Source organism: Micromonospora sp. NPDC005299 (assembly GCF_042872345.1).
Classification (GTDB): Bacteria; Actinomycetota; Actinomycetes; order Mycobacteriales; family Micromonosporaceae; genus Micromonospora.
The window spans coordinates 20,237-44,412 of sequence record NZ_JBIAKG010000022.1 but is presented as its reverse complement, the minus strand read 5'-3'; the positions used below and the strand labels follow the sequence as shown (position 1 = coordinate 44,412).

Sequence of the window (24,176 nt, the reverse complement as noted above, 5' to 3'; positions counted from 1 at the left end):
TCCCGGCCCTGGGTGTCGGCCGCCTCCGGTGGCTGGTCGAGCAGGTCGCGCAATGCGCGGACTGCTGCGTTGCCGCCGCTGGCGATCTGGCGGGCCGCGGTCAGCCGGGGCAGGTACGACGTCTCGTGCGCCATCATCTGGAACAGCTGCCGGTACTGCGGTGTGGGCGGCTGTCCCCGGAATCCGGTGGGCTCCGGGGGCCGGTCCCGTAGTTGCCGCGCGGCGTCGCCGTACCGGTGCACCAGGGCGATCTTGGCGTCCTCGAGCGGGCGGTCGGTAACCGAGCCGTCCCCCTGGTAGTTCGGCCAGGCGCCGAGGATCGCGTCGGCCAGTTTCCGGTGCGCCGTGTGCCCGCTGGCGGCGTCCATTTCCAGCGTGGCCGAGAACAGCTCCAGGGCTCGGGTGCGGTTGCGTGTCCCGGTCGCCGCGGCGCAGAGCCGGTGGACGAGAGCGATGGACCGGTCCCGGGTGGTCCTCGTATCGCGGGCGCTCGGGGACGGTCCCACAGTTTGACGGATGGCGTTGCGGAGCCGGAGCAGGGTTCCGTGCGGCACCGGTGGCGTCCGCCGCCCGTCCAGCCGTTCGAACGCGCCCGCGCTGCTGGTGTAGAGGGTGAGGGCGGCGAGCAGCTCCCGTCCTGGGCCGTGGTTCTCGGTGAAGGCGTGCTTCAGGAAGTCGTCGTCGCGCAGGGCCGCGGCGAGGTACCGCGAGCCGAGGTACGCCTGGACCACCCCGTTCTGGAAACGCACCCCGTCCTGCCGCTTCACCACGATGTTCAGCTCCTCCCCGGTGGTCTCGGCGAGCCCGAGGTCCTGCGGGTTGTCGGCACTGAGCTTGTGCAGCCGGGCCCGGAGCTCGGCCACAATCCACTGCCGGCCAGCGTCCTTCGCTCCGTCGGCGCTCATGAGTTCGGTGGTACGCACCGACAGCCGGTTGTCGCGCAACCCGATGCAGGCGAGCGCGGAAAGCACCTCGATCGCGTCTGTCCGTTCGTTCTGTGGCATGCCGTAGTCCTCGTACAGGTCCCCGGCGACGGTGGCTGCCCGCCACCCCTCCAGCAGCCACCAGCGCAGCGCGGATCTTCCCTGGTCCGTCGGCCCGACCCGGTCCAGGCGGTCCACCTCGTGGAGCTGACTGATGACCTGCAGGTAGAACGGTGAGTCGGCGACGTCGGCGGCCTTGACCAGCTCGGTGATCCGGTCCCACTGCTGGCCAGCGTCCGAGCGGTGGCTGCGGGCCTGCACGTACTCCAACGCGGCACCGGTGGAGAGCGGCTCCAGTTGCAGCAGCAGCGCATCCAACCCGCGCAGAGGATCGTCCGGCCGTGAGGCGACCACCAGGGGGAGCCGCTCGCGGACCGCGCCCCGCACCGCCTCGCGGAGCACGCTGTCCCGGTCGGCGGGCTGGCCGGATTCGGCGAGCACCTCCTCCAGGCCGTCGGCCAGCACCACGATCCGGTTCTCCAACCACAGCCGCCGCCACACCTTGTCGGCCTCGCCGGCGGCGTGCAACTGGCTGTCGATCGTCTTTTGAAACTGTTCGAGGGCGAGCTGGTGGAAGTTCAGCTTCGCCGGGTCCGTGACGGTGCGCAGGTCGATCCCGACCGGCACGACGTTGCTGGCCATCAGCATCTCCGCGAGACGCACCAGGGTCGCGGTCTTGCCAGTGCCGATGCCGCCCACCAGCAGCAGCGGCCGCCGACGGTGCTCGTCGCGGAGCCGCTGGACCATCAGCTCGCACAGTTCGTCCCGGCCCACGACGTAGCTCGCTCTGCTGTCGCGTTCGGCGGTGGGAACCACCATCCGAAGACTGCGCAGGGCGTTGCGGCCGTACCAGCGACGGACCGGGACGTAACGCCAGAACAGGAATACCGCGAGGCCCAGCGCCAGGATGAGCGGCCCCTTGACGAAGCCCTCCACCTGCCCGCAGTAGTACGACCTCGGCTGGTCCCCCGCACACCACTTCGACACCCGCAGGAAACCGGGCTCGATGTTGAGGACCGTCAGGACCAGGGAGAAGACGGTCCACACCACAAGAGCCCCGGCGGTGGCGATGATCCCCCACCGCAGCCCGCGGTGGTGCCGCCAGCTCATCCGGTGGTCGGGCCGCTCGTCCGTCCGCCGGCGGCTGTTCCGCTCGGCCTGCCGTTCCCGCCGGGTACGCCACCTGCGCCGGCGCTGGCGTATCCACAATTGGGCCGCCCAGACCGGACCACGTTTCGGCCCGCGCATGGACACCCCCATGATCCACATGGCTGGTACCGGCCAGAGGAAGTGAGCCCCGTCCAGGCCCACGCTAGTGCTCGTTCCCGGGGCTAGCGCCGGGTTCGGTAAATCCCGCGCCAGTCGGCGCGCTTCGGGCCGTGGCCGTGCGACACCCGACGGCAGGAGTTGCGCGCGGAGTTTGCCGGAGCCCCAGTGTCGCTCGCGCTCTATGTGGGTGCGCAACTGGCGGGGGCCGCGGAGGACCTGCACTGGGTACTGGCCGGCCTCCTGCACCGCCGCTTTCTCGGCTGGGTGCGGTGAGCATCCTGCGGCCCGGGGACGAGAAGTTCCACTACAGAGTTCATGCCTCCTGGTGGAGGCGTCCCGGGTGGGTGAAACTGGTGGGTGAGTCACCCGCCGACGTCGGACGTCGTTGGCGCTTCGTGCCCGGACTACAGAGTGACGCTGGAGTCCGCCCCGGTAGGTATCCCGGGTTGTTGCCTTGAGCACGGATATCAATTTCTTAATTGATCGCGGACTCTGCGGGTGACGCGCTGGTGTGGTTGACGCGTGCGCTACCGGGAGGACGCCGTGGAGATCGTCTACGAGCGGGTTGCAGGGATTGATGTCCACAAAAGGCAGATCACCGTCGCGGTCCGTGCTCCGGGGAAGCAGCCGGGCAAGCGTCGTCAGCAGGTGCGTCGCTACGCCACGTTCTACTCGGCATTGCGGGAGATGGTTGCCTGGCTGATCAGCGAAGGCGTTACGCACGTGGCCATGGAGTCCACCGGCATCTATTGGAAGCCGGTGTTCCATGCCCTGGCCGAGCCGGACGTCTTGCAGGTCTTGTTGTGCAACGCCCAGCACGTCAAGAACGTCCCTGGCCGCAAGACAGACGTTGGTGACGCCGTGTGGCTAGCACAGTTGTGTGAGGTGGGGCTGCTGCGCGGCAGCTTTATCCCCTCAGCCGAGGTCGCGATGATCCGGGAGCTATGTCGCTACCGACGCACCCTCGTTGAGGAACGCACTCGGGAGAACCAGCGGCTGTGCAAGGTCCTGGAAGATGCCGGGATCAAGCTCGACTCCGTGGCGTCCGACGTGCTCGGGGTGTCAGCCAGAGCAATGATCCGGGCGTTGATCGACGGGGAACGTGACCCCGCGGTCTTGGCGGACCTGGCTCAACGGGCGCTGCGACGCTAGATCCCGGATCTGACCCTCGCCCTAGCCGGACGATTCACCGCCCACCACGGGGCACTGTGTGACCTGCACCTGGAACAGATCGACCACCTCAACGTGATGATCGGCAAGCTCGACGAACGCATCGAGCAGGTCACCACCCCGTTCGCCGACGCTTGCCAGCGGCTGGCGACCATCCCCGGGATCGGCGAGTTCGCAGCCCGGGCCATCATCGGCGAGATCGGCACCGACATGTCGCGCTTCCCGACCCCAGCACACCTGGCGTCCTGGGCGGGGCTGTGCCCCGGCAACCACGAATCCGCCGGCAAACGCAAGAGCGGCCGGACCCGGCACGGCAACGCCCACCTGTGCACCATCCTCGTCGAAGCCGCCTGGGCCACCGAGCGCACCCATAGCCGACTCGGCTCCCGTCTACGCCGCCTCGAGCGACGCATGGGCACCAAATCCGGACCCAAGGCCGCGGTCGCGGTCGCCCACACGATCCTGACCATTGTCTGGCACCTGCTCGCCCACGGGGGCGCCTACCAAGAACTCGGCGCCGACTACTACACCCGCCGCGAAGAAGATCCCGAAGCCCTTGCCGCCAAACTGAAGCAGAAGATCGAGTCTCTGGGCTACACCGTCGACCTTCGCCCTGCGGCGTAACACCCGGCCGCCGAACAGGATCAGCATCGCAGCTCCGGTCCGATGCTGCCGCGAGCACCTCAAGCCCAGTTTCATATCAGCGACGGCTCGCACCGGTGGATCGCACCGGGACCCGACTACGACCAGGAGGTCTGGGACGGGCAGGTCCGCCAGCACAACGAGGGCACCTGAGAAACGATCGCCCGAAGGTCCGCATTCAGCGTCTCATCTGATGCCGGCAGTACAGCAGCAGAGCACCAGCAACCGCGCCAGGCGAACCGAACCGGGACGAGCGGCAGCAGGCCGAATGAGTCGGACGACACCCGCTCTTATCGGCTCACCGTCCCATCATCGTCATTCCGCGACTCGCCGGGCCTCAGTCCGCGCTGGCCGCCCGCGGGGGAGTGCCACCGTCTTGCGCCCGCCACTGACCAGCGCTGTCGGCGCGCAGCAGACGATCAACCATCTGCGCGGCATCCGGCTCCGTGGCGAACTCCCAGCGCAGGACCTTGCCCGTCTCGGTGTCGCCGGCGCGGGCGATCACCGTCCAGCGCGTTTCGCGGACCAGCCACACGTCGCGCCGGGTCAGGCGCCCCCAGATCCCGTTCCACCACCGCCGTACCACCTCCTGCACCCCGTGATCGTACATACGTTCGATTCGGTAGGCGGCTCGGATGGCGAGCGTGTCTCGCGCGCCCGTAGCGAAGGATCACTCGCAGCAGTCCTCGGCGCCCCGGCCGTAGGGCTCGCAGCAGTCTGGGCGGTGCCGGTACACCCGAAGATCACGCCCGCCCCGGTGGGCGAACTCCGGCGTGATCTCGTACAAGCAGGCCTGCCACACGACGTTCTTGCCGCCGCCGGAGACCACCTGGCCGTCACCCGGCCCGCTGCGCAGCAGCACCTCCACCCTCCGACCGTAGGTGATTGGTGAGGGCCGGGCCCGAACTCGTCCGATCACCTCCGCCGCCTTGGACCGGGCTCGAGAAGGAGAGGGTCCCCGCAGCGTGATGTTCCCGCAGCGGGGACCCGGTGTCGGTGGCCTGCGGCCGGGGACCCACCGTCGTCGATCACCGTATCGGTCATTGGTCTTTCCTGATTTCGCCCGCCGTCTCGTCATGTGGCTCTCACCGGGTGATCTCGGTGGGTCCGCAGTCCTTCTCGAGGTTGAGGTCGATGGACCCGGACGGAGTCGGCGACCGCATGATCGCCCACGGCGTTGAAGTGATCGTGCCCATCGAAAACCAGCCCTACGGCAAGCGCTCGGGTCGCATCCGGGATCCGTTCGGCCATCTCTGGATCATCACCGGCGACCTACGCCGAGGCCCGACCGGCGACCCGTGAACGCAACCCGGTAATCGGCTGGCCGATCCGCGGGGGAGCGACCACCCGGCGGGACAAGCAATTCACACGGCGCAAAGCCCCGAGACAGCCACCGCCGCGCCAACCGCGGGGCAACGCCCCACGGTTGGCGCGATGCCCTCGACGGAGCCGCCGGTTGACACATCCCTGTGTGAGGTCTCAGAGATGTCAGGATCCTCAGAAGAAGTGAGAGTGGGAGGCGCAGTAGCCGTAGCCGGCATCGCCGGCAGGACAGAGCGCTTGGCAGTGTCCCTCGCAAGGCGCAGACCAGCGGGCTGCTCATCGGGGGCTGCTCCGTCGGGCTGGTGCCGGCCGTCGTCTTGGGACGGGCTACACCGGATCCCACCGGCAATCTTCCGACCAGGGCCTTCTGTTCGGTGACTTCATCGGCCGACCCCGGCGGCTCACCCCCGGTGAGCGACGGACGAGTCGACCTGTACGGCCGGGGTTCTGATCTGCAGTCCCGTGCGTCAGCGGATGGCCGTAGCTCCACGAGCTACGTCTCGACGCGCTCAACGTCACACGACTCTCACTGCGTGGTTGACCGCATGCAGCATGCGGGATATCTTCCCGTAGCAAGCAAGCGAGTTCCAGATTGGATGCTGCCGGTTCCTTGCACCGAAAGTTTCGTCCCCATGCGACGGCACGGCCCACCGTCGTCGCCTACGACAGCCCACTTCGCGCCACGTCTGGCGTTGAACCCCCGGCCGCATCGCGACGCTCTCAGCTAGGAGCCACCATGCTGAAACGCCCCGCACTGTCGGTTCTCCTCGTCGCCGCGGTCACCGTCGCATCGGGCCTGGTCGGGGCGGTCCCCGCTGCCGGCCGGACCGGCGGCGACCCGCCGCACCGGCGAGTGGTGGACGAGGGTGACAGCATCGTGATCACCGGTGAGACCTACCGGATGCGGATCATCAAAGACGGCTTCCGGTACTCGTTCGACAGTGCCTCCGGCGCCACGATTGCACCTGCCCATCCGGACTCGGGTCTGCGGATCAGGTACGCCGGCGGGCAGGACGTCAGCGACGCCGAGGACACTCGGCTCGTCTCCGGTCCGACGTCCGGCACGGCGGTGCTGGACGTGACGATGACGGACGGTTCTCAGGTCAAAGTGCATGTACTTCCATCCGACAGCTACGCGCGCATCCTGGTGCCGAACCTGCCCGGGTCCAGCAACACGATCGACTTCCGTACCGGTGCGGTCGCCCCGGCGTACGGGCTCGGGGACTACGGGTCGTTCGCCGACGGCCAACCCGAGCAGGGGACGCCGTGCAGTGGAAACGTCGAGGCCAGGCCGAACACCGAGTTGACGGGGCTGGTGCTGGACAACCTGACGAACGAGGGCAGTTGCAAGCGCTTCGTCAGCAACTTCACCGTGTTCCCGAAGCAGCGGTTCGCTCAGGTGTGGTTCGAGGACGGGCGGAAGCGAGTCGGCCTCACCGGGACAGAGAACCGGCTCGGCGCCGCCGACGTGGACTCCGTCGACAGCCTCTACTACTTCGTCGGCCGTGATCTGCCGCAGGTGTACGCCGACTACAAGCAGGTCCGCAACCGGCACGGGTACCTGGACTCCCGACCAGACGAGTCGTTCTTCGGACTCGGCTGGGAGGCATACGGCGCACTCGGTTGGGACACCTACCAGTCGTCGGTCGTCGAGACGGTGCAGAACTTCCTCGCGCACGGCTATCCGCTCAGTTGGGGCGTGGTCGGATCCGGCTTCTGGCCCGGCCCCCGCGGGAACAAGGTCGAGGGCACCACGAACAGCTTTGGCATGTGGGACAACACCGCCGAGGACGGGCGCGCGGACGGACTGCCGAACCCGCGATACCCGGATCCCGACGCGGTGAAGCGGCTCTTCGCCGAAAACGACATCAAGCTGCTGCTGGGGGCGCGAAACAACTTCAAGGCCCTGCCAGCCGACGGCGGAAACTACAACCTGCGGTACGACGGGCCGTTCCTGCAGGAGGCGCTGGAGCGCGGCTTCCTGCTACGCGACGGCGACGGCACACCCCGCGTCGTGACGCGGGCGCAGTTCCCGGCCGGCGCCAGCTACGTGCTGGATGGATCCAACCCGGAGGCGGTGCGCTGGTTCGTCGACCGGCTGCGCGCCTGGGGTGTGGACGGGTGGAAGGAGGACACGATGCTCTACGACCCGAACCTCCACCTCGACGGCAACTGGAACCCGGTGCAGACCGCGATGCACGATGCCGGTGACCTGGTGATGGTGCGGAACGCCGGGTACTCCGTGCCGGGCGACATCATCCGGATCAACGACACCATCTATGGCACCGGCGAGGTCTACCACGAGGACCCGGACAGGATGCCTGTCAACCTCCTCAACTACGCCGCATCCGGTGCCGGCAACCTGTACGGCGACTACGTGGGTGGCACGCCCGGGCCGTCGATGCAGGACCCGGCGTACCAGCAGTACTTCGTCCGCAACGCACAGTTCAGCGCCATGTTGCCGGTGATGGCGTTCGGCAAGGGCCCGTGGGGACTCGGCCGCAGCGACTACGCGGCAGCAGTGAAGAAGATGGCGCTCTGGCACGAGGCGCTGCGCCCGTACATCTACGACGCGGTGCTGGACGGGTACGAGAGCGGATTTCCCACCGCCGTGACCCCGCTGCCACTGGCTTATCCCGACGATCCGAACACCTACGGGCTGGCGAACGACACCATCCGCCAGTACGAGTGGATGTTCGGCGAGTCCCTGCTAGCCGTGCCGGTGTTCGGCGCTGACTTCGAAACAGCGCAGGCCCGGGACGTGTATCTGCCGGCCGGAAAGTGGATCGACGTCCAGAGCGGCGCGGTGTTCCACGGGCCGACGACGCTGCGGAACTACGCGATCGGCACCGACCAGATCCCAGGGTTCGCCGGCGGCAAGGGCGTTCTGTTGACCACGCAGGCTGGAGCGCTGACGGCCGAGGTCTACCCGGTGTCGACCGGATCCCGCTACACGGCCGGGCGTGGGGCTGACGCGATCACCATCGAGAATGCCAACACCGGCTGGGACACCGACTCCCTCGCCGTCGTCGACCGCACGAGCGGGGAGGCGGTCGCGTACCGGGTCGACCGGGTCACCGGCGCGTTGCGGTTCCCGGTGACCGTGGGCCACACCTACCGCCTTGTCGGCGGTGGGACCGCTGAGCACACCGTCGGGCTGGACACCACCGCTCCCGGGCAGGTCACCGGACTCGGGCACCGCACGGTCGACGGCATCACGACACTGACCTGGGACGCCACCGACAACGCCCGGGCCTACGTCGTGACGGCGTCGCTGAAGCAGGCGTGCATCGTCGCCCCGGAACGGATCATCGGCTCCTCGACCGGAACGAGCCTGGTAATGGGCAGCGACGGTGTCGCGGGCACGTACCGGGTGACGGCAACGAACAGCGCGGGCAGCGGACCGCCGTCCGCGCCCCACGTGATCGCACCGACGACCGGTGGTGGCGGCGCCGCGGCGGTCGTCGTGACGAACGAAGGCACCCCGCCAACCTGCGATGCCGGCAATCCCGCCTACAGCGAGGAGGGACGCTGGCTGTCAAGCAGCTTGAAGGGTTTCGACGGCTCCGGCACCCGCTACACCTCGACCGCCGGCCTGACCGTGACCTGGCGGGCCGACCTGCCTGCGGGGACCTACCAGGTCGACGTCTGGTCCCCGAAGCACACCAGCTGCAGTACCGGCACGACGTACACCGTCGCCGGCACAAGCGTCCTCGTCGACCAGTGCGCCACCGGCGGCGGATGGCATCCAATCGGCACGCATCAGCTGGGCGAGGGAATCACGCCGGTCACCCTGACGTCCGGCTCGGGCACCACCCGCGCCGATGCGGTCCGCTTCACGCCGACCGGATGACCTTCTTGCCGCGGCCGTTCGATCAACGGGCGATGCGGCGCGCCCGGCGGTAGCCCATCGCCTGAGGATGGAGTAAGCAGATGTTCGCCCGTCCACCACTTCGTGTCCTTCTCACGATGATCACGGCGCTCCTGGTGCCGTTCGCAGTCGTCGTTCCGTCGTCGCCGGCAGCGGCCGCCGAGGCAGTCGTCATCACCCCCTCGACTCCCGGCGCCTACTCCGAGACCGGCACCTGGGCGAACGCCCGGGACCCCGGCTACGACGGCTCTCCCTCGCGGTACAGCCGGACCCCCGGTTCCACGGCCACCTGGACCGTCGTGGCACCCGCCTCCGCCAAGTACGACCTTGCCGTCTACTACACCGCGAGCGTCGACAACGCCAAGGCGGAGTACGACTGGACCGGAGGACCGGACACCCCGACTGTGGTTAACCAGGCCGTCGGCGGCAACGCCTGGCGCCAGATCGGCTCCACCTACCTAGACGAGGGGCAGACCCTCACCCTGACCGTCACCGCTACCGCGGGTCCGGCGGTGACGACCCCCAACCTCAACGTCATCACCCGGGCCAACGCCGTGCGGTTGCTCGAGGTGGCCGGCGACGAGGAACCGGTTGCCGACTGCGGTACAGACGACGCTGCGGCACCGATCGTCGATGCGCCGGAGCAGTCCTTCCCCTCCTACCGGCTGTCGCAATACGGCACCATGGTCTCGCTGGCCGGCGACGGCTGGACCATGTCGATCGACCGTCGAGGCTTTCGCTACGGACTCGTGGTCGACGGCGCGCCGGCCGCGGCGCCGCACCCGACAGCCGGGTTGCAGCTGGCCGTCCCGAATCGTGCGCCGTGCGACGCCGTCGCGGCGACGCTCACGACGGCGGATGCGTCGAGCGCGCGGTTCTCCGTGACCTTCTCCAACGGCCGCCGGGCAGACGTCACGGTGGTGCCGGCAGACAATTCCGTGAACCTGCGGGTCACCGCCGCCGACGCGAGCACCGGCAGCGTGCGGGCGCAGGTGGCCGGCGGCATGAACCCCGCGTACGGGCTCGGTGACCTGGGCGGATTCCGGACCGACCTGAACGTCTACGGCATCCGCAACCTCGACTACTACGCCCAGAACAGCGCGGGCACGACGGACCAGCGCTTCGTCTCGACGTTCACCGTCTTCCCCGGCCGGAAGCTCGCCCAGGTCGTGCTCTCGGACGAGAGCCTGGCCGTGCAGGTCGACAGTGCCGCCACCCTGCTCGGTGTCAACGGCCCGCAGATGTCCGGGCTGCACTACTTCTTCGGGGACATGCAGACGATCTACCGGCGCTACGCCGAGGTCCGGCGGGGCGCGGGCTATGTCGACGCGAAGCCGGACTACACGCTCTTCGGCGTCGGCTACGAGTCCTACGGGGCGCTCGGCTACAACACCAACCAGCAGACCATCACCGACTCGGTGACGACGTACCTGGACAAGGGCTTCCCCCTCAGCTGGGTGGTGACCGGCTCGGGGTTCTGGCCGTACGGTTCGGGGAGCGCCCAGGGCACGACCTCGAGCTTCGGCCTCTGGGGCGGGAAGTACCCGGATTCCGACGGCTACAAGAGGTTCCTGCACGACAACGGGATCAAGCTGCTGCTCGGAGCCCGGCAGTCCTTTCGCGCGCTGCCGGCCGACGGCGGCACGTACGACCCCGCTATGGACGGCGACGGCACCGCCGTGGGCATCGAACGGGGCTACTTCATCAAGGACCCCAACGGCAAGCCGCGGGTGTTCCGGCCGGTGTCGTTTCCCAACACCGCGATGTACCTGATCGATCCGGACAACGAGGACGCTGTCCGGTGGTTCGTGGCCCGCAGCCGGGAGTGGGGAGCGGACGGGTACAAGGAAGACCACATGTTCGACGGCACCGCGAACCGATACGTCAACAACGCGCTGGTGAACCCGATCAACGAGGGCCTCGACGACGACGGCAAGCTCATGATGGTGCGCAACAGCGCCTTCTCGGTGGCGGGCTCCATCCTGCGGATCAACGACACCGACTACAACCAAGGGCCGGGGGACCGCGACCGCACGGTCGTCAACGGGCTCGCCTACGCGGCCAGCGGTCAACCCAACTTCTATCCGGACATCGTCGGCGGTCGGATCATCGGCGACCTGGAGACCAACACCTCGAAGCAGCGGTACCTGACCCGGAACGCCATGATGGCCGCCATGTCGCCGGCGATGTCCTTCGGCAACGAGCCGTGGCGGATGAACGACCCCGTTCTGGTGGCGGCGACCCGGAAGGCCGCACAGTGGCACGCCGAGTATCAGCCCTACATCTACTCGGCGGCCATCACCGCGTACGAGACGGGATTCCCCTCGACGGCGACGCCGCTTCCCGTGGCGTTCCCCGACGACCCCCGAGTCCGCGACCTGGCGTCCGCGGCCAGGAAACAGTACGAGTGGATGCTCGGCCCGTCACTGCTGGTCGCACCGCTGTACGGCGGCGACACCGACACGGCGATGTCCCGTGACGTCTACCTTCCGGCCGGCGAATGGATGGACATCGAGACCGGGCAGCGGTTTTCCGGCCCCACCACCCTCACCGCCTACCAGCAGCCGTTTGGCAAGATTCCCGCCTTCGTCGGCGGTACCGGCATCCTCGTCCACGACCCCGGAGCGCGAGATCCGGGCGACACCGTCGCCGCCGGAGACCTGCGGGCCAGCGTCTACCCCGTCGCCGCACCCGGCGCCACCCTCACCTACAGCAGCAGCGACGGACACACCCGAAGCCGGATCACCGCGAAGAACACCTCGTGGTCGGCGGAGGACATCGTCGTCCGGGACTCGTCGGGCGCCGACATCGCCTTCAGCAGGAACCCGGTCACCGGTGCGATCGAGTTCTCCGTAAAGGCGGGGATGGACTACGTGGTCTCAGACGCTGATTCTCCGGAGTGGGGCCTCAAGGTCGTGAACGTCCGGCCGGCCGGACCGGTTGTCACCGGCCGGGCGCTGCCCGTGCAATTCGAACTGGTCGATCAGACCGGGTCCCCCGCCGGCCGCGTCGTCACCGAGGTGGTGCAGGCGGCACCGGACGGCGCCGAACGGCAACTGGAGTTCGAGACGGACGACCAGAACCGGGTCCACACCGTCCTGAAGACGCAGGCCGGCATCGCGGGAGCCTACGTCGTCGTCGTGAAGGCGACGAACGGGCGCCGGTTGGCGCACTTCACCGTGAAGGTCACCTGACACGCTGACAAGGAGATCCTGTTGACGACACCTGCACGAGCGTGGGCCGGTGCTGCACTGGCGTCGATCCTGATGGCGACCGTTGGCCTGACGGCGACGTCCGCCGCGGTCGCCGCCCCGTCCCCGACAGCGGCAGCGGCACCGATGTTCACCGACGACTTCACCGCCGGGCTCAGCCGGTGGCGGGCGCTGACCGGGTCGCTCGCGGAGTGGACGGCGACCACCGCCGAGTTCCCCTACGCCTCGATCGACACCCGTACCCAGTCGTCGGGCCGGTACATCGCCCCGGTGACGCCGGTGGGCCTGCCCGACGCGTACGAGCTGCGCACCAGGGTCCGCGTCGATGCGGCCAGTGACTCACCCGCAGTCTCCGTGCTCACCGACCTCCGGGAACCGTACGCCGTCACCCAGAACAATCTCGCGGCGCAGCTGACCGGCTGGTCCGGAGTCCAGGTCTCCCGTCCGGTGACGCAGACCGTGTGCCGCGGCCCCGCCCCGCTGCGTCAGGGCGAGTGGCACGAGCTGGTCATCCGCCGGGCCAACAACATCTCCGTCGTGGAGATCGACGCCCAACGGGTCGCCGTGGTGGACGCACCCGCGTCCGGTGGCACCATTGGCCTCGGCGTCTATCACGCCCAGGCGTCGTTCGCCGCCGTCGCGGTCACCGCGCTGACCACCGTTCCCGCCGACCACCCCACCACCGCGTCGGGCTGTTCCTGGAGCGAACCTGGCGAGCCCGATGCCGATCAGCCGATCCTGGTCAACCAGAGCGGCTACAACCTCGGCCAGGCCAAGCGGTTCACCGCACCCCGCGCCGCCGACGGCGACCAGTTCCGGATCACCGACGCCGCCGGCACCGTCCGCCACGATGGCACCGTCCGCGGCCAGATCGGCGACTTCACCGACTTCGACCCGGCCGAGCTCGGACCGTACACGGTGGAGGTGCGGGGCGCGGCCGGGACCGGCCGGTCCGTCCCGTTCGGAATCGGCGCCGACTGGATCGAGCGCGTCTCCTACCGCCGGGCGGTGCAGTTCATGACCGACGTGCGCTGCTACTACGGCGACTTCAGCAGGATGGTCTACGGCGGCACCGATCCGCAGAACTGCTACCTCGGCGTCGGCTGGCGCGACTCACACCAGATGTCCTTCGAGCTGCCGTCGCTGATCGACATGTACCTGGCCAACCCTTCGGCGTTCACGCAGATCAAGGACCCGCAGGCACGGTACGTGGGGCTGCCGGTGCAGCTGTCGGCGGACACCCCGGAGATCGTCCGGCTGATCCACTGGGCCGTCGAGGTGTACCTGGGCGGGCGGGTGAACCACACGCTGCTCAAGGAGCAGCTTGCCTCCTTCCTCTACGCCTATCCGTACCTGGCGGACTACATTCCCCGCAGCGTCTACGAGCGGGCGCGCGACTACCTCTTCCCGATCTGGGACGATGCGGCGAAGGACCGCTTCGCCTGGTATGACACCACTCCCCACACCGCCGACCTGCTGCAGGTGTACACCCAGGTGGGTTCCGGCAAGGGGGAGCTGCCGCCCGGCCACTCGGTGTGGCCGAACGTGATGATGTACGAGGTCGCCAAGCGGGAGGGTCGCGCTGACGCGGACCGGTACCTGACCGCGGCGAAGGCCCAGGCCACCTGGCTGGTCGGCAATCTCGACGTCGCCGACCCGAGCGTCACCAAGGGACAGCGCCAGGGCGAGTATCACCTGGTCACCGGCCTTGCCCGGCTGCTGCTGACCTACCCCGACCAGGCGCCGCCCGGCACCCGGGACTTCATCCACCGGTGGGCCGAGGTGGCGGCGGATCGCTCGGAGAACCTGTGGGACTTCCGCAGGTACTCCGCGGACCGGTGGACCATTCCGCCCTTCACCGGCGGTGGGTCCGCCAGCGATCCCAACGAGACAGGCAATGTGGCCGGCTTCGCCGCCCCGGCGCTGGCCGCCGCGCGGGTGCTCGGCGACGATCCGCTCGCCGCGCGGCTGCGGCAGGTCGCGGTGGCCCAGGTGGACAACATCTTCGGCCGTAACCCGACCGGACGGCACGCCTCGTACCGTGGGCCGACGGAGCAGTGGGGCTTCGAAGGCGTGGAACGCGGCTGGTACTCGGAGTTCCAGGGCGGGGCGGGTCGCCTCCAGGGCGCCCGCGGGGTGCTCGACGGTAGCCCCAAGAACGCCCACTACCCGTACAACCCGGGCGGCGGCAACATCGGCCACTCCGAGGGTTGGGTCACCTTCAACACCGCCTGGAATGAGACGTTGGCCTGGCGGGCCGTCGACACCACTGCTGTACGGGTGGTCGACGCTGCCGGCACGCCGGTGCACCGGGTACCGGAGGGCGGCCGCGTGAGCGTACGCCTGACCGCGCCGCTGAACCTCGACGCGGCAGCACTCGACCGGGCCGACCTTCAGGTCCGGGTCGGCGACCGCGCATCGCAGCGGCTGACCGCCGTGCAGGACGGGCCGAACGCCACCACGTACTCAGCGGAGCTGGACCTGGCCGCGCTCGGCGCGACGCTCGGCGACACGGTGACCGTCTCCTACGGGCTGGGCTACTTCGCCCGTCAGGCCACCGTGAGCGTCGCTGCGCCGCTGTGCGCCGGCCGGGAGCCCACCATCGTCGGCGCCGACGGCCCGGACCGACTCGTGGGCACGGCCGGGGCCGACGTGATCGTCGGCCGGGGCGGCGACGACGTGATCGTCGGCCTCGGCGGCGATGACGTGATCTGCGGCGGTGCGGGCGCGGACCGGCTGGTCGGCGGACCCGGCGGCGGCACCCTGTTCGGCGGGCCCGGCACGGACGTCGTCGTCGGCGGCCCCGGCGACGATCGGCTCCACGGCGGCGCCGACCGGGATGTGGTCGTCGGCGGCGGCGGGACCGACCTGATCGACCAGGACGGCCCGGACGCCTGACCCGGTACGGTGCCGGGCGGCTGGGCCGCCCGGCACCGTACCGATCCGTGCCGCCGTGGGGTCGCCCGTCAGCCGCCGACGGCCCGCGCCAGCAGCGCGGTCGCGGTCGCGCGGTCGGGGAGGCCGGTGGTGTCGCCGGGGGCGGCGACCACGCCGGCGGCGAGCGCACTTCCCAGGCCGGCGGCGCCCGCCGGTGAGGCGCCCCGCAGCCGGCCGACCAGGTAGCCGCCGGCGAACGCGTCGCCCGCGCCTACCGGGTCCACCACCGTCGTCGCCGCGCTCGGCAGGTGCACCGCCGTGCCGTCGGCCCCGGCGTGGTAGCAACCGTCCGCGCCGGCCTTCAGCACCGTCTCCCGCACCCCCGCGTCGGCCGCGGCGGCGAACACCTCCTCCGGGTCGTCCGGATCGCGTACGCCGAGGACTGGACCGGCCTCGTCGGTGCCGAGCAGCAGCACATCCACGTACGCCAGCCGCGCCCGCACGTCCGCGGCCTGCCGGTCGACGTCGCCGAGCGCGGGACGCAGGTTCGGATCCAACGCCACGGTGATGCTGGCCGCCCGAGCCGCCCGCAGCACGGCGTCCACCGCCGCCCGTGGGCCGGCGCCCAGCGCGACCGTGATGCCGGAGAGGGCGACCAGCCGCGGCCGTGCGGCGAGCAACCGGGCCGCGTCGGACGCGTCCAGGTGCGCGGCCGCCGACCCCGCCCGGTAGTAGTGGACCCGACGCTGCCCGTCCGGCAGCACGTCCTTGAGGAAGAGGCCGGTCGGGTAGGCGACATCGACCGTCACCAGCGAGGTGTCCACGCCGGCCGCCCGCGCCGCCGCCAGGACCCGGACGCCGAGCGGATCCCCGCCCACTCGGCTGCAGAACCCGGCACGCACGCCGAGCTGCGCGGCGGCCGCGCACAGATTCAGCTCGGCGCCCGCGATGTGCACCTCGACGCTTGCCGTTTCGGCGAGCAGCTGGCCGGGCGGCGGCTGGAACAACGCCATTGCCTCGCCGAGCCCGACGACCTCCAGGGCCAGCTCATCATGCTCGTCTCGCGTCACCCGTACCACCCTGCAGCATGGTCAAACTCGTGCACAGTGCAGAATAAGATGCCACATATCGCAAGTAGCTTCCAGGAAGGGGCAACATGGCGGCCGAACCGGGCAGTAACCAGAGCGTCGAACGGGCCCTGACGGTGCTTCGCGCCCTCGCGGCCGGCCGCACCGAACTCCGCGTCTCCGACGTCGCCCGAGCCACCGGACTCGGCCTCTCCACCGCCTCTCGGCTCCTCGCCACCCTCGAAGGGATGGGCTTCGCCGACCGCGACCCCGTCAGCGGCCTGTACCGACTCGGACTCGACATGGTCTCGTTCGGCGGCGCGGTGCTCAACAGCCACCCCGTCCACCGCGAGGCCCGGCAGACCGCCCAGGACCTCGCCGCGGAACTCGGTCTCGGCGTCAACGTCGCGGTACGCCGCGGCGACCGGCTCTTCTACCTGCTCAACTTCGAAGGCCGGCAGGCACCCCGCCCGTTCGTCCTCGCCGGACAGTACAACCCACTCCACGCCACCGGGCTCGGCAAGGCACTCCTGACCGGACTGAACGGGGACGAGCGGCGCGCCCTGCTCCCCGATGCGACCCTGCGTGCCTACACCCACCACACCATCACCAGCCACGAACAGCTCGACGAGGAACTCGCCCGCACCTTCGCCCGGGGCTATGCCACCGAGATCGAGGAACTCGCCCTCGGCCGTGCCTGCGTCGCCGCCGCTATCCGCGACGGCTCGGGCGCCGTGGTGGCCGCCCTGTCGGTGTCCGGCGCGCTCTCCGCCATCGACCTGCCCGTCCGCGAAATCGAACTCGTCCGGTCGGTGATCGAGGCGGCCGACTCCGTCAGCATCAACCTCGGGTACGTCGGGCCTGCCCACGTCGTACCCCAACAGGCCGTCGCCCCCGGCGTCATGTCATGACCATCCAGCTCGGCCGCGTCATCGCCATCATCCGGCTCCCCGGCCCCGAGGTCGTCGTCCGCGCCGGCCGCGAACTCGCCGAGGCGGGCCTGGACAGCATCGAGGTCACCCTGACCACGCCCACGGCGCTGGAAGCCATCGCCGAACTGCGGAACGCCCTGGCCGGCACCTGCGCCGTCGGCGCCGGCAGCGTCCGTACCCCCGGCGACGTGAGCGCCGCCCGTGACGCCGGGGCCCAGTTCCTCGTCACCCCCACCACCCGCGTCGAGGTTCTCACCGAGGCGGCGGCCGCGGACCTGCCCGTGGTCTGCGGCGCGTTCACACCGACGGAGGTCGACGTCGCCTGGTCGTCGGGAGCCACCCTGGTCAAGCTCTTCCCCGCCAGCCACGTCGGCCCGGCGTACCTGCGGGAACTGCGTGCCCCACTGCCCGACGTGCGGCTGGCGCCGACCGGCGGAGTCACGCCCGGGTCGGTGGGGGAGTGGGCCGCGGCCGGCGCGGTCGCTGTCGGCGCCGGCAGCGCACTGGTTAACCCGAGCGACGTGGCCGCCGGGGACTGGCCGGCGCTGCGGCGCCGCGCCCGTGCCTTCCTGGACGCCGCCGCAGCGGCACCCTGGCCCAGGTGAGATCCCGGCCGGCGGCCGGTGCTGCCGCCGGCCGGATGCCGTCTCCCTGTCGGCTATCAACGGGACCGCGTGGACAACGGCTCCTCGTCAGGCGCGCGCCAAGGCCCTTACGACCCTCTCATCGACGGTGATGCCGAGGCCGGCGCCGCCCGGCACGTCGCATCTCCCACCGACCGGCGTGACCGCGTCCGGGGCGACGGCGGTGAGCGGGTTGGTGCCGATCCAGTGTTCGAGCACCGCGAAGTTCGGCATCGCGGCGGCGCACTGCACGCTGGCGTACCAGTGCACGGCCGAGCCGATGCTGACGTGGGGGGTGGCCTGCGCGCCGAACGAGTCGGCGAGCGCGGCGATGCGCATCGTCTCGGTGATGCCGCCTGCCCGGCACACGTCGGGCTGGAGTACGCGCAGTGCGCCGGCGCGGAGGAACTCCAGCGCCCGGTGCCTCGTGGCCAGGGAGTCCAGGGCAAGGGGGATGTCCAGGCGAGCGGCGAGGGCGACGTACCCGTCGAGGTCCTCCGGCGGCAGCGGCATCTCGAAGAACCCGACACCGGCCTCCTGGAGGGCGCGGCCGACCCGCAACGCCTGCGGCACCTCGTACTGGCCGGCGGCGTCGGCGTAGACGCCCGCCTGGTCGCCGAACACCTCGCGGACGGTCTGCACGGACGCGATGTCGTCCTCGGGACGGGCGCCGATCGCCACCTTGACCGCGTCGTACCCCAGGTCGCGCAGTCGTTCGGCTTCCTGGCGCACCCTGCGCTGGCCCTCGACGCCGGAGCCGGCGGGTGCGGCGGGTACGCCGGAGGCGTACAGCCGCAGGGTGCTGCGGTAGCGGCCGCCGAGCAGGGTGTGCAGGGGCTGGCCGAGGGTGCGGGCGAACGCGTCCCACAGGGCGATGTCGAGGCCGGCGAGGGCTTCCAGCCAGAAGCCGCTGTCGTGGCCGCGGACCCGCATGCCGGTGTAGACGCGGTCCCAGGTGCGGCCGATCTCGTCGAGGCGGGAGCCGACGGCGAGCGGTGCGATCAGGTCATCGAGGATCGCGGCGGTGGCGCGGGCCCCGACGGGTGCCTTGGCCTCGCCCCAGCCGACAATCCCGTCGGCGGTCTCGACCCGCACCAGCACGGCGTCGATGGTGTCGCTGTAGACGTAGCGGCGGCGTTCCATCGGCGGGTAATCCACCAAGGCGCTGCCGTGGTCGGCGCTCCACGCGCGGGCGCCCCAGTACGTCTCGGCCGGCTTGGCGCGTACCGCGTAGCTGCGGACGTCGACGACCTTCATTCGTTCTCCTCAGCGGTGGTGCGGTCCAGGGCGGCGTGCAGGAGCGGGGCCTGGCCCCAGGGGAAGACGCCGAGGGCGCGGTAGTGGTAGTCGCGGGCGGCGCCGACGGGCGTCGCGTCGGACACGGCGAGTGCCCCGCTGGTGAGCCGGCGGAGGGTGGCATGCCAGGCGCGGTCGGCCATCGCCCGGTGGGCGGGGTCGACCAGCCCGGCGTCGATCGCGTGCGGCACGACCCAGGCTAGGTACGCGGAGGTGCTCGCCTCGACCGGGGCGTCCGGGTCGTCGACCACGGTGGGCCACTCGCCGTCGCGCTCGTGCGCGGCCAGCGCGTCGACGAGGCGGGTGAGCCGCTCGGCGAGCCCGTCGTCGGGGGCGTGGATCAGGGTGTCGGTGAGGCCGAGCAGCGCCCACGCCTGCCCGCGCCCCCAGGCGACGTCGTTGCCCCGTTCGGCCTGGGCGTCGTAGCCGTGCTGGAACAGGCCGTGGGGCAGTTGCAGCGCGCCGGCGTACTCGGTGGCGTAGGTGACGGCCTCGTCGGGGTGGCCCAGCGCGGCCAGGCCGGGTCCGTCGGTGTGCATGCAGTCGACCCAGACCGTCGACGACCAGGGTGGCAGGTCCGGGCGGTGCAGGCGGGGCCCGCCCGGACGGGCCGGTCGGGCGTGCCGGACGGCGGTGAGCCAGCGGCGGCAGGCGTCCGTCACGTCGATGTCGGGTCGGCGGTCGGTGAGGGCGAGCAGCGCGTCGACCGCGATGAGGTGGTCGGTGGGGTCCGGCGGTGCGGTCAGCGACGGCGTGACGAGGTCGACCACCCGCCGGGTGAGGTCGGGGCGGTGCAGCGCGTCGCCGGCACGGAGCAGGGCGGTGAGCGTACCGCCGACGCCGAAGCCCCAGATCCGCGGCGTGGTGGCGGCGGTCGCCTCCGCGATCGCCGCCACCAGCCGGGTGCCGTACGGGGTGCTCACTTGATGAGGGCCTGCACCGCCCGGCCGGCCTCGCGCATCGCGTCCGCCGGCTTGCTCTTGCCGACCAAGACGGCCTGGACCTGCTCGGAAATGGCGGTCTCCATCTGGGCGTACTGGGGGTACTTCCAGAACGGGTTCGGGGTGGCGGTGGCGGTGATCCGCTCGCTGAACCGGGAGGTGAAGGCGTCGCTCTTCACCTGCTCGGAGGCGAGTGCCGTCGTGGTGGTGGGCGGCAGCGAGAGGTCCTTGAAGTAGCCGAGGACGGTCTGCTCGTCGGACGTGAGCCACTTCGCGAAGTCGGTGGCGGTGTTGGCGCCCTCGCCCTCGACCACGACGACGGCGTGGCCCCACTGCACGGCCCGCGGCTTGTCGCCGGCGTTCTTCACCGGTCGGGCGATCGGGTCGAGCTTGTCCGCGATGGACTTGTCCGGGGAGCCCTTGACGACGAAGTCGCGGCCGACGATGGCGTCGTCGTACATGGCGGTCTTGCCCTGAGCGAACAGGGTGCGCGCGTCGACCCGTTCCACGTCCGGGGCGATCAGCTTCTCGTCGTACAGCTTCTTGTACCAGGTGACCGCCTCGATGCTGGCGTCGTCGCCGACGGTGACTTTGCCGCCCTCCAGCAGCGGGCTGCCGAAGGTCTGCATCCAGATGAGGATGTCTTTGAGCTGGGCGACCTTGGTGGACGCGGCGTACGGGATGACGCCAGTGCCCTTGAGCGCCCGCAGCGCGGCCTCGAAGTCGGCGATGGTGGCCGGGGCGGTGGTGATGCCGGCTTTCTGCATCAGGTCCCGGTTGGCGATCAGGCCGATGGCGGCGGTGGTCCAGGGCAGGCCGATCTGCGTGCCCTCGACCTGCCCCGAGGTGAGGGCGGCCTGCGTGTAGCCGGCGTCCTTGGTCACGTTGCCGAGGTCGCGGAGCTTGCCGAGCGCGGCGAGGCCGGCGAGCCAGGCGATGTCCATCTGCGCGGCGCCGGTGAACTGGCCGCCGCGCACCTGGAGCGTGAGCTGGTTGAGGTAGGTGTTGTACGCCAGTGGCACGCCGTTGACGGTGACTTTCGCCTTGCTGCCGTACCCGCTCATCAGTTGTTCGATCTTGGCCTTCGAGGCGTTGTCGGCCAGGCTCCAGGACGCGAAGGAGAAGTTGGTGGCGGACTTGGCGGTGTCCTCCTTCGGGCCTTCCGCGCTCGGTGCGCAGGAGGCCATGCCGCCGAGGCCGAGGGCGCCGGCGCCGAGTCCGACGAGGCGGAGCATGTCCCTGCGGGACAGGTTGCTGTTCATTTGCTGTACCTCCGGGACGGGTGTGTTTATCCCTTGATGGCGCCGGCGGTGATGCCGCCGACCAGGAACCGTTGCAGCGCGATGAACGCGACCACGACGGGCAGCGACGCGAGCAGCGAGGCGGCCATGAGTTCGGCCCACTGCGCGGTCGCCTCGCCGAGGAACGCGTTGACCAGGCCGGGTGGCAGCGTCGTCTTCTCGCGTCCGGCCAGAGTGAGGGCGAAGATGAAGTCGTTCCAGCCGCGGACGAACGCGAACAGTCCGGCGGCGATGAGGCCGGGCGCCGACAGCGGCAGGATGACCGAGTGGATGGTACGCAGCCGCGAAGCGCCGTCGACGAGGGCGGCCTCGACGAGGGTGTCGGGGATGGTGTCGAAGAAGCCCTTGAGCATCCAGACGCAGAGCGGCAGCGTGAAGGTGGTGAACGACAGCACCAGCGCGGCGTAGGTGTCGAGCAGGTGGTAGGCGCTGAACAGGGCGTACAGGGTGACCAGCAGCAGCGCCTGGGGGAACATCTGCGAGGAGAGCACGAAGTACATGAGGCTGCGCCGGCCGCGGAAGCGGAACTTGGAGAAGGCGTAGCCCATGTACGCGGAGACGATGACGCTCAGCACCGCGGTGACGATGGAGACGACCAGGCTGTTGGCCAGGTAGCGGGCCAGGTCGGGTTCGTCGGCGAGGCGGGCGAAGTTGTCCAGGGTGGGCTCGGTGGGGAAGAACGACGGCGGGTAGCGGAAGGTCTGCTGGGCTGGGGTGAACGCGGTGGCGAGCATCCAGTACACCGGCAGCAGCCCGAAGCCGCCGAGGATGACGACGGCGGTCCAAGCCGCGGCGCGGGAACCGCGGCTCTCCCGTGCGGAGCGCTTGCTCACAGCTTTCCCTCCCGCTCGGACCGGCGGATGTAGAGCGCGACCATGGCGAGCAGCAGCACCATCCAGAGCAGGCCGAGCGCGCCGGCGCGGCCGAGGTCGAAGCCCTGGAAGGCGGTCTCGTAGACCGCGGTGGCGAAGGTTTCGGTGGCGCCGGCGGGGCCGCCGCCGGTCATCACGTAGATCAGGTCGAAGTGCTGGAAGTTCCAGATCAGTTCCAGCAGCAGGACGATGCCGATGATGCCGCGCAGGTGTGGCAGGGTGACGGCGAAGAACCGCTGCACCGCGCCGGCGCCGTCGGTCTCGGCCGCCTCGTGCAACTCGACGGGTACGGTCTGCAGCCCGGCGAGGAGCATCACCATGATCCACGGGAAGCTGGCCCAGGTCTTGGCGACGATGACCGCCGTCATCGCGGTGCCCGATCCGGCGAGCCAGGCCTGCGGGGCGTCGATCAGGCCGAGCGTCTCCAGCGCGCCGTTGGCGACGCCGTAGTTCGCGTTGAAGATCCACATCCAGAGGAACGACACGACAACGCTGGGCACCAGCCACGGGATGAGCAGCAGGCCGCGGAGAGTGGCGCGGCCCCGGATGCGGGTGTTCAGGGCGAGCGCGAGGGCCAGGCCGATGAGGAACGGTGCGACGGTGGCGCCGACGGTGAAGACCAGGGTCTGCCGCAGCAGCCGCCAGAAGTCGCCGCCGAGCAGGTCGGTGATGTTCTGCAGGCCGACGAACGTGCGGCCGGGTTCCACCAGGCTCTGCTCGAAGAACGCGGTGACCAGGGATGCGACCAGCGGGTAGACGACGATCGCGGCGAGCATCGCCAGGGCGGGAAGCATGAGCAGCGCGGCGAACGCGCCGTCGCCGAGCCGCCGCGGCGGCCGGTCGCCGGCCGGCGGGGACGCCGGCGCGCGACCGGTGGTTCCGGGACGGGCTGTCTCGGTGCTCATCGCACGGCCTGCATCCGGGTGAGGACACGGTCGGCGGGGCCGAGGTAACCCAGGCCGGTGCTGATGGCATCGGCGGCTTCAATGACCATGCGGGACAACTCGGCCTCCCGGGTGTCCAGGGCGATCGCGGAGAGCGGTCCAGAGACCGACAGTGCTGCGCAGACAGTGCCGGTGTGGTCGAGGATCGGTGACGCGATGCAGGCGCGGCCCAGCGACAGCTCCTCGACCTCAGTGGCGTAGCGGCGCTGGGCGGCTTGAGCGACGGCCTCGTCCAGGGCGGCGTGGTCGGTGATGGTGGACGGGGTGTACGCGCGCAGCTCGGGCAGGAGCGCCCGGCGCTGTTCGGGGTCGGTGCCGACGAGCAGGCACTTCCCGATCCCCGTGGCGTGCAGCGGGTTGTGCTGGCCGATGAGGACGAACGACCGCGGGGCGAGGGCACCCTCGAAGTTGCACAGGTAGAACAGCGTCGCGCCGCTGCGGATGGCCACGTTGGCACCGAGGCCGAGCTCGGCGGCGAGATTCTGCGCCCGCTGGCGAGCCTCGCGGTGCACCGGGTGGCTGTTGAGGGCGACGCCGGCCATCGTGATGAGAGCGGGGCCGAGCTGGTAGAGGCCGCTGACCTGGTCGCGCTGCACGAGGTCGCAGGCCTCCAGTGTGGCCAGCAGGCGGGACGCGGTCGACTGGCCGAGGCCGGCGTGACGGGCGACGTCGGAGACCCGCAGCGCGGGCTGGCCGGCGAGGAAGGCGTTCAGCACGGCGGCCGCCTTCTCGACGCTCTGGTTGGTGCCCTGATCACTCGCCATCCGGCATCTCCTTCTGGACGTCCCATCCATTGCTGTGTCAGAGTGGCCCTCATGTTGCATCGTGTCAACCGCCGATTGCATACGAGTTG

Annotated in this window: 20 protein-coding genes; 10 read left to right on the top strand and 10 right to left on the bottom strand. The window is 70.2% G+C overall.

The genetic code is table 11. From position 1 onward, the window contains the following. Positions 1-2,231: NACHT domain-containing protein (locus ACFYPD_RS32990; protein ID WP_387122356.1), on the bottom strand; the 2,231-nt coding region annotated here is incomplete at its 3' end. A 102-nt stretch (positions 2,232-2,333) separates the two neighbouring features. Here ACFYPD_RS32990 and ACFYPD_RS32985 point away from each other — a divergent pair. The 4 genes from ACFYPD_RS32985 to ACFYPD_RS32970 all read left to right on the top strand — a co-directional run bounded on the left by ACFYPD_RS32985 (position 2,334) and on the right by ACFYPD_RS32970 (position 4,217). Then, positions 2,334-2,525, top strand: coding sequence for a hypothetical protein (locus tag ACFYPD_RS32985; RefSeq protein WP_387122364.1), 192 nt, complete (start codon positions 2,334-2,336; stop codon positions 2,523-2,525). 270 nt (positions 2,526-2,795) lie between these two features. Continuing rightward, positions 2,796-3,404 (top strand): transposase, encoded by a 609-nt coding sequence (locus tag ACFYPD_RS32980; protein WP_387122353.1) that lies wholly within the window; start codon positions 2,796-2,798, stop codon positions 3,402-3,404. A gap of 96 nt (positions 3,405-3,500) precedes the next feature. Further along, the gene (locus tag ACFYPD_RS32975; protein WP_387122350.1) at positions 3,501-4,046 is read left to right on the top strand and encodes a transposase; all 546 of its coding nucleotides are present in this window, start codon (positions 3,501-3,503) and stop codon (positions 4,044-4,046) included. A 42-nt stretch (positions 4,047-4,088) separates the two neighbouring features. Next, the gene (locus tag ACFYPD_RS32970) at positions 4,089-4,217 is read left to right on the top strand and encodes a hypothetical protein (RefSeq protein ID WP_387122347.1); all 129 of its coding nucleotides are present in this window, start codon (positions 4,089-4,091) and stop codon (positions 4,215-4,217) included. A 184-nt stretch (positions 4,218-4,401) separates the two neighbouring features. Here the strand turns inward: ACFYPD_RS32970 and ACFYPD_RS32965 are convergent, their stop codons facing one another. Beyond that, a complete protein-coding gene (locus ACFYPD_RS32965) occupies positions 4,402-4,659 on the bottom strand; it encodes a hypothetical protein (RefSeq protein WP_387122344.1) in 258 nt (85 codons plus the stop codon). 75 nt (positions 4,660-4,734) lie between these two features. After that, a complete protein-coding gene (locus ACFYPD_RS32960) occupies positions 4,735-4,932 on the bottom strand; it encodes a hypothetical protein (protein ID WP_387122341.1) in 198 nt (65 codons plus the stop codon). Positions 4,933-5,198: 266 nt separating this feature from the next. Between ACFYPD_RS32960 and ACFYPD_RS32955 the strand changes: the two genes are divergently transcribed. The 4 genes from ACFYPD_RS32955 (at position 5,199) to ACFYPD_RS32940 (ending at position 15,368) form a co-directional block, all read left to right on the top strand. Then, complete coding sequence (locus tag ACFYPD_RS32955; RefSeq protein WP_387122338.1) at positions 5,199-5,366, top strand: VOC family protein; 168 nt, start codon at positions 5,199-5,201, stop codon at positions 5,364-5,366. Between the two features lie 757 nt (positions 5,367-6,123). Then, positions 6,124-9,240: a hypothetical protein gene (locus ACFYPD_RS32950; RefSeq protein ID WP_387122334.1), complete on the top strand. Its 3,117-nt coding sequence runs from the start codon at positions 6,124-6,126 to the stop codon at positions 9,238-9,240. Positions 9,241-9,356: 116 nt separating this feature from the next. After that, entirely contained in the window at positions 9,357-12,452 is a 3,096-nt protein-coding gene (locus ACFYPD_RS32945; protein WP_387122331.1) for a hypothetical protein, read from the top strand. Positions 12,453-12,524: 72 nt separating this feature from the next. Further along, a complete protein-coding gene (locus ACFYPD_RS32940; protein ID WP_387122328.1) occupies positions 12,525-15,368 on the top strand; it encodes a hypothetical protein in 2,844 nt (947 codons plus the stop codon). A gap of 68 nt (positions 15,369-15,436) precedes the next feature. On the opposite strand, the gene ACFYPD_RS32935 is transcribed toward ACFYPD_RS32940, so the two are convergent. Beyond that, on the bottom strand, positions 15,437-16,417 hold the full coding sequence (locus tag ACFYPD_RS32935; protein ID WP_387122325.1) for a sugar kinase: 981 nt from the start codon (positions 16,415-16,417) through the stop codon (positions 15,437-15,439). Between the two features lie 86 nt (positions 16,418-16,503). On the opposite strand from ACFYPD_RS32935, the gene ACFYPD_RS32930 reads away from it, so the two are divergent. Then, positions 16,504-17,325, top strand: a complete 822-nt coding sequence (locus ACFYPD_RS32930; RefSeq protein WP_387122322.1) for an IclR family transcriptional regulator — start codon at positions 16,504-16,506, stop codon at positions 17,323-17,325. After that, the gene (locus tag ACFYPD_RS32925) at positions 17,322-17,951 is read left to right on the top strand and encodes a bifunctional 4-hydroxy-2-oxoglutarate aldolase/2-dehydro-3-deoxy-phosphogluconate aldolase (RefSeq protein WP_387122319.1); all 630 of its coding nucleotides are present in this window, start codon (positions 17,322-17,324) and stop codon (positions 17,949-17,951) included. Before ACFYPD_RS32930 ends, ACFYPD_RS32925 begins: the two co-directional genes overlap by 4 nt. A gap of 87 nt (positions 17,952-18,038) precedes the next feature. Here ACFYPD_RS32925 and ACFYPD_RS32920 read toward each other — a convergent pair whose 3' ends face one another. The 6 genes from ACFYPD_RS32920 to ACFYPD_RS32895 are packed head-to-tail and all read right to left on the bottom strand — an operon-like array spanning position 18,039 to position 24,087. After that, entirely contained in the window at positions 18,039-19,226 is a 1,188-nt protein-coding gene (locus ACFYPD_RS32920; RefSeq protein WP_387122316.1) for a mandelate racemase/muconate lactonizing enzyme family protein, read from the bottom strand. Beyond that, a complete protein-coding gene (locus ACFYPD_RS32915; RefSeq protein WP_387122313.1) occupies positions 19,223-20,188 on the bottom strand; it encodes a glycoside hydrolase family 88 protein in 966 nt (321 codons plus the stop codon). The genes ACFYPD_RS32920 and ACFYPD_RS32915 overlap by 4 nt, the downstream gene beginning before the upstream one ends. Continuing rightward, positions 20,185-21,468, bottom strand: a complete 1,284-nt coding sequence (locus ACFYPD_RS32910) for an extracellular solute-binding protein (protein WP_387122310.1) — start codon at positions 21,466-21,468, stop codon at positions 20,185-20,187. Before ACFYPD_RS32910 ends, ACFYPD_RS32915 begins: the two co-directional genes overlap by 4 nt. 26 nt (positions 21,469-21,494) lie before the next feature. Further along, positions 21,495-22,340, bottom strand: a complete 846-nt coding sequence (locus ACFYPD_RS32905) for a carbohydrate ABC transporter permease (RefSeq protein WP_387122307.1) — start codon at positions 22,338-22,340, stop codon at positions 21,495-21,497. Further along, positions 22,337-23,284 (bottom strand): carbohydrate ABC transporter permease, encoded by a 948-nt coding sequence (locus tag ACFYPD_RS32900; protein ID WP_387122305.1) that lies wholly within the window; start codon positions 23,282-23,284, stop codon positions 22,337-22,339. The genes ACFYPD_RS32905 and ACFYPD_RS32900 overlap by 4 nt, the downstream gene beginning before the upstream one ends. Continuing rightward, positions 23,281-24,087 carry an IclR family transcriptional regulator gene (locus ACFYPD_RS32895; protein ID WP_387122302.1) on the bottom strand — a complete coding sequence of 269 codons (807 nt, stop codon included), beginning with the start codon at positions 24,085-24,087 and terminating at the stop codon, positions 23,281-23,283. The genes ACFYPD_RS32900 and ACFYPD_RS32895 overlap by 4 nt, the downstream gene beginning before the upstream one ends. Positions 24,088-24,176: the final 89 nt, after the last annotated feature.

Bases quoted from the DNA above. Each gene is read 5' to 3' on its own strand.
- ACFYPD_RS32975 (WP_387122350.1), top strand. From the start codon at position 3,501: ATGATCGGCAAGCTCGACGAACGCATCGAGCAGGTCACCACCCCGTTC.
- ACFYPD_RS32970 (WP_387122347.1), top strand. From the start codon at position 4,089: ATGCTGCCGCGAGCACCTCAAGCCCAGTTTCATATCAGCGACGGCTCG.
- ACFYPD_RS32955 (WP_387122338.1), top strand. From the start codon at position 5,199: ATGGACCCGGACGGAGTCGGCGACCGCATGATCGCCCACGGCGTTGAA.
- ACFYPD_RS32950 (WP_387122334.1), top strand. From the start codon at position 6,124: ATGCTGAAACGCCCCGCACTGTCGGTTCTCCTCGTCGCCGCGGTCACC.
- ACFYPD_RS32945 (WP_387122331.1), top strand. From the start codon at position 9,357: ATGATCACGGCGCTCCTGGTGCCGTTCGCAGTCGTCGTTCCGTCGTCG.
- ACFYPD_RS32940 (WP_387122328.1), top strand. From the start codon at position 12,525: ATGGCGACCGTTGGCCTGACGGCGACGTCCGCCGCGGTCGCCGCCCCG.
- ACFYPD_RS32930 (WP_387122322.1), top strand. From the start codon at position 16,504: ATGGCGGCCGAACCGGGCAGTAACCAGAGCGTCGAACGGGCCCTGACG.
- ACFYPD_RS32925 (WP_387122319.1), top strand. From the start codon at position 17,322: ATGACCATCCAGCTCGGCCGCGTCATCGCCATCATCCGGCTCCCCGGC.
- ACFYPD_RS32920 (WP_387122316.1), bottom strand. From the start codon at position 19,226: ATGAAGGTCGTCGACGTCCGCAGCTACGCGGTACGCGCCAAGCCGGCC.
- ACFYPD_RS32910 (WP_387122310.1), bottom strand. From the start codon at position 21,468: ATGAACAGCAACCTGTCCCGCAGGGACATGCTCCGCCTCGTCGGACTC.
- ACFYPD_RS32900 (WP_387122305.1), bottom strand. From the start codon at position 23,284: ATGAGCACCGAGACAGCCCGTCCCGGAACCACCGGTCGCGCGCCGGCG.
- ACFYPD_RS32895 (WP_387122302.1), bottom strand. From the start codon at position 24,087: ATGGCGAGTGATCAGGGCACCAACCAGAGCGTCGAGAAGGCGGCCGCC.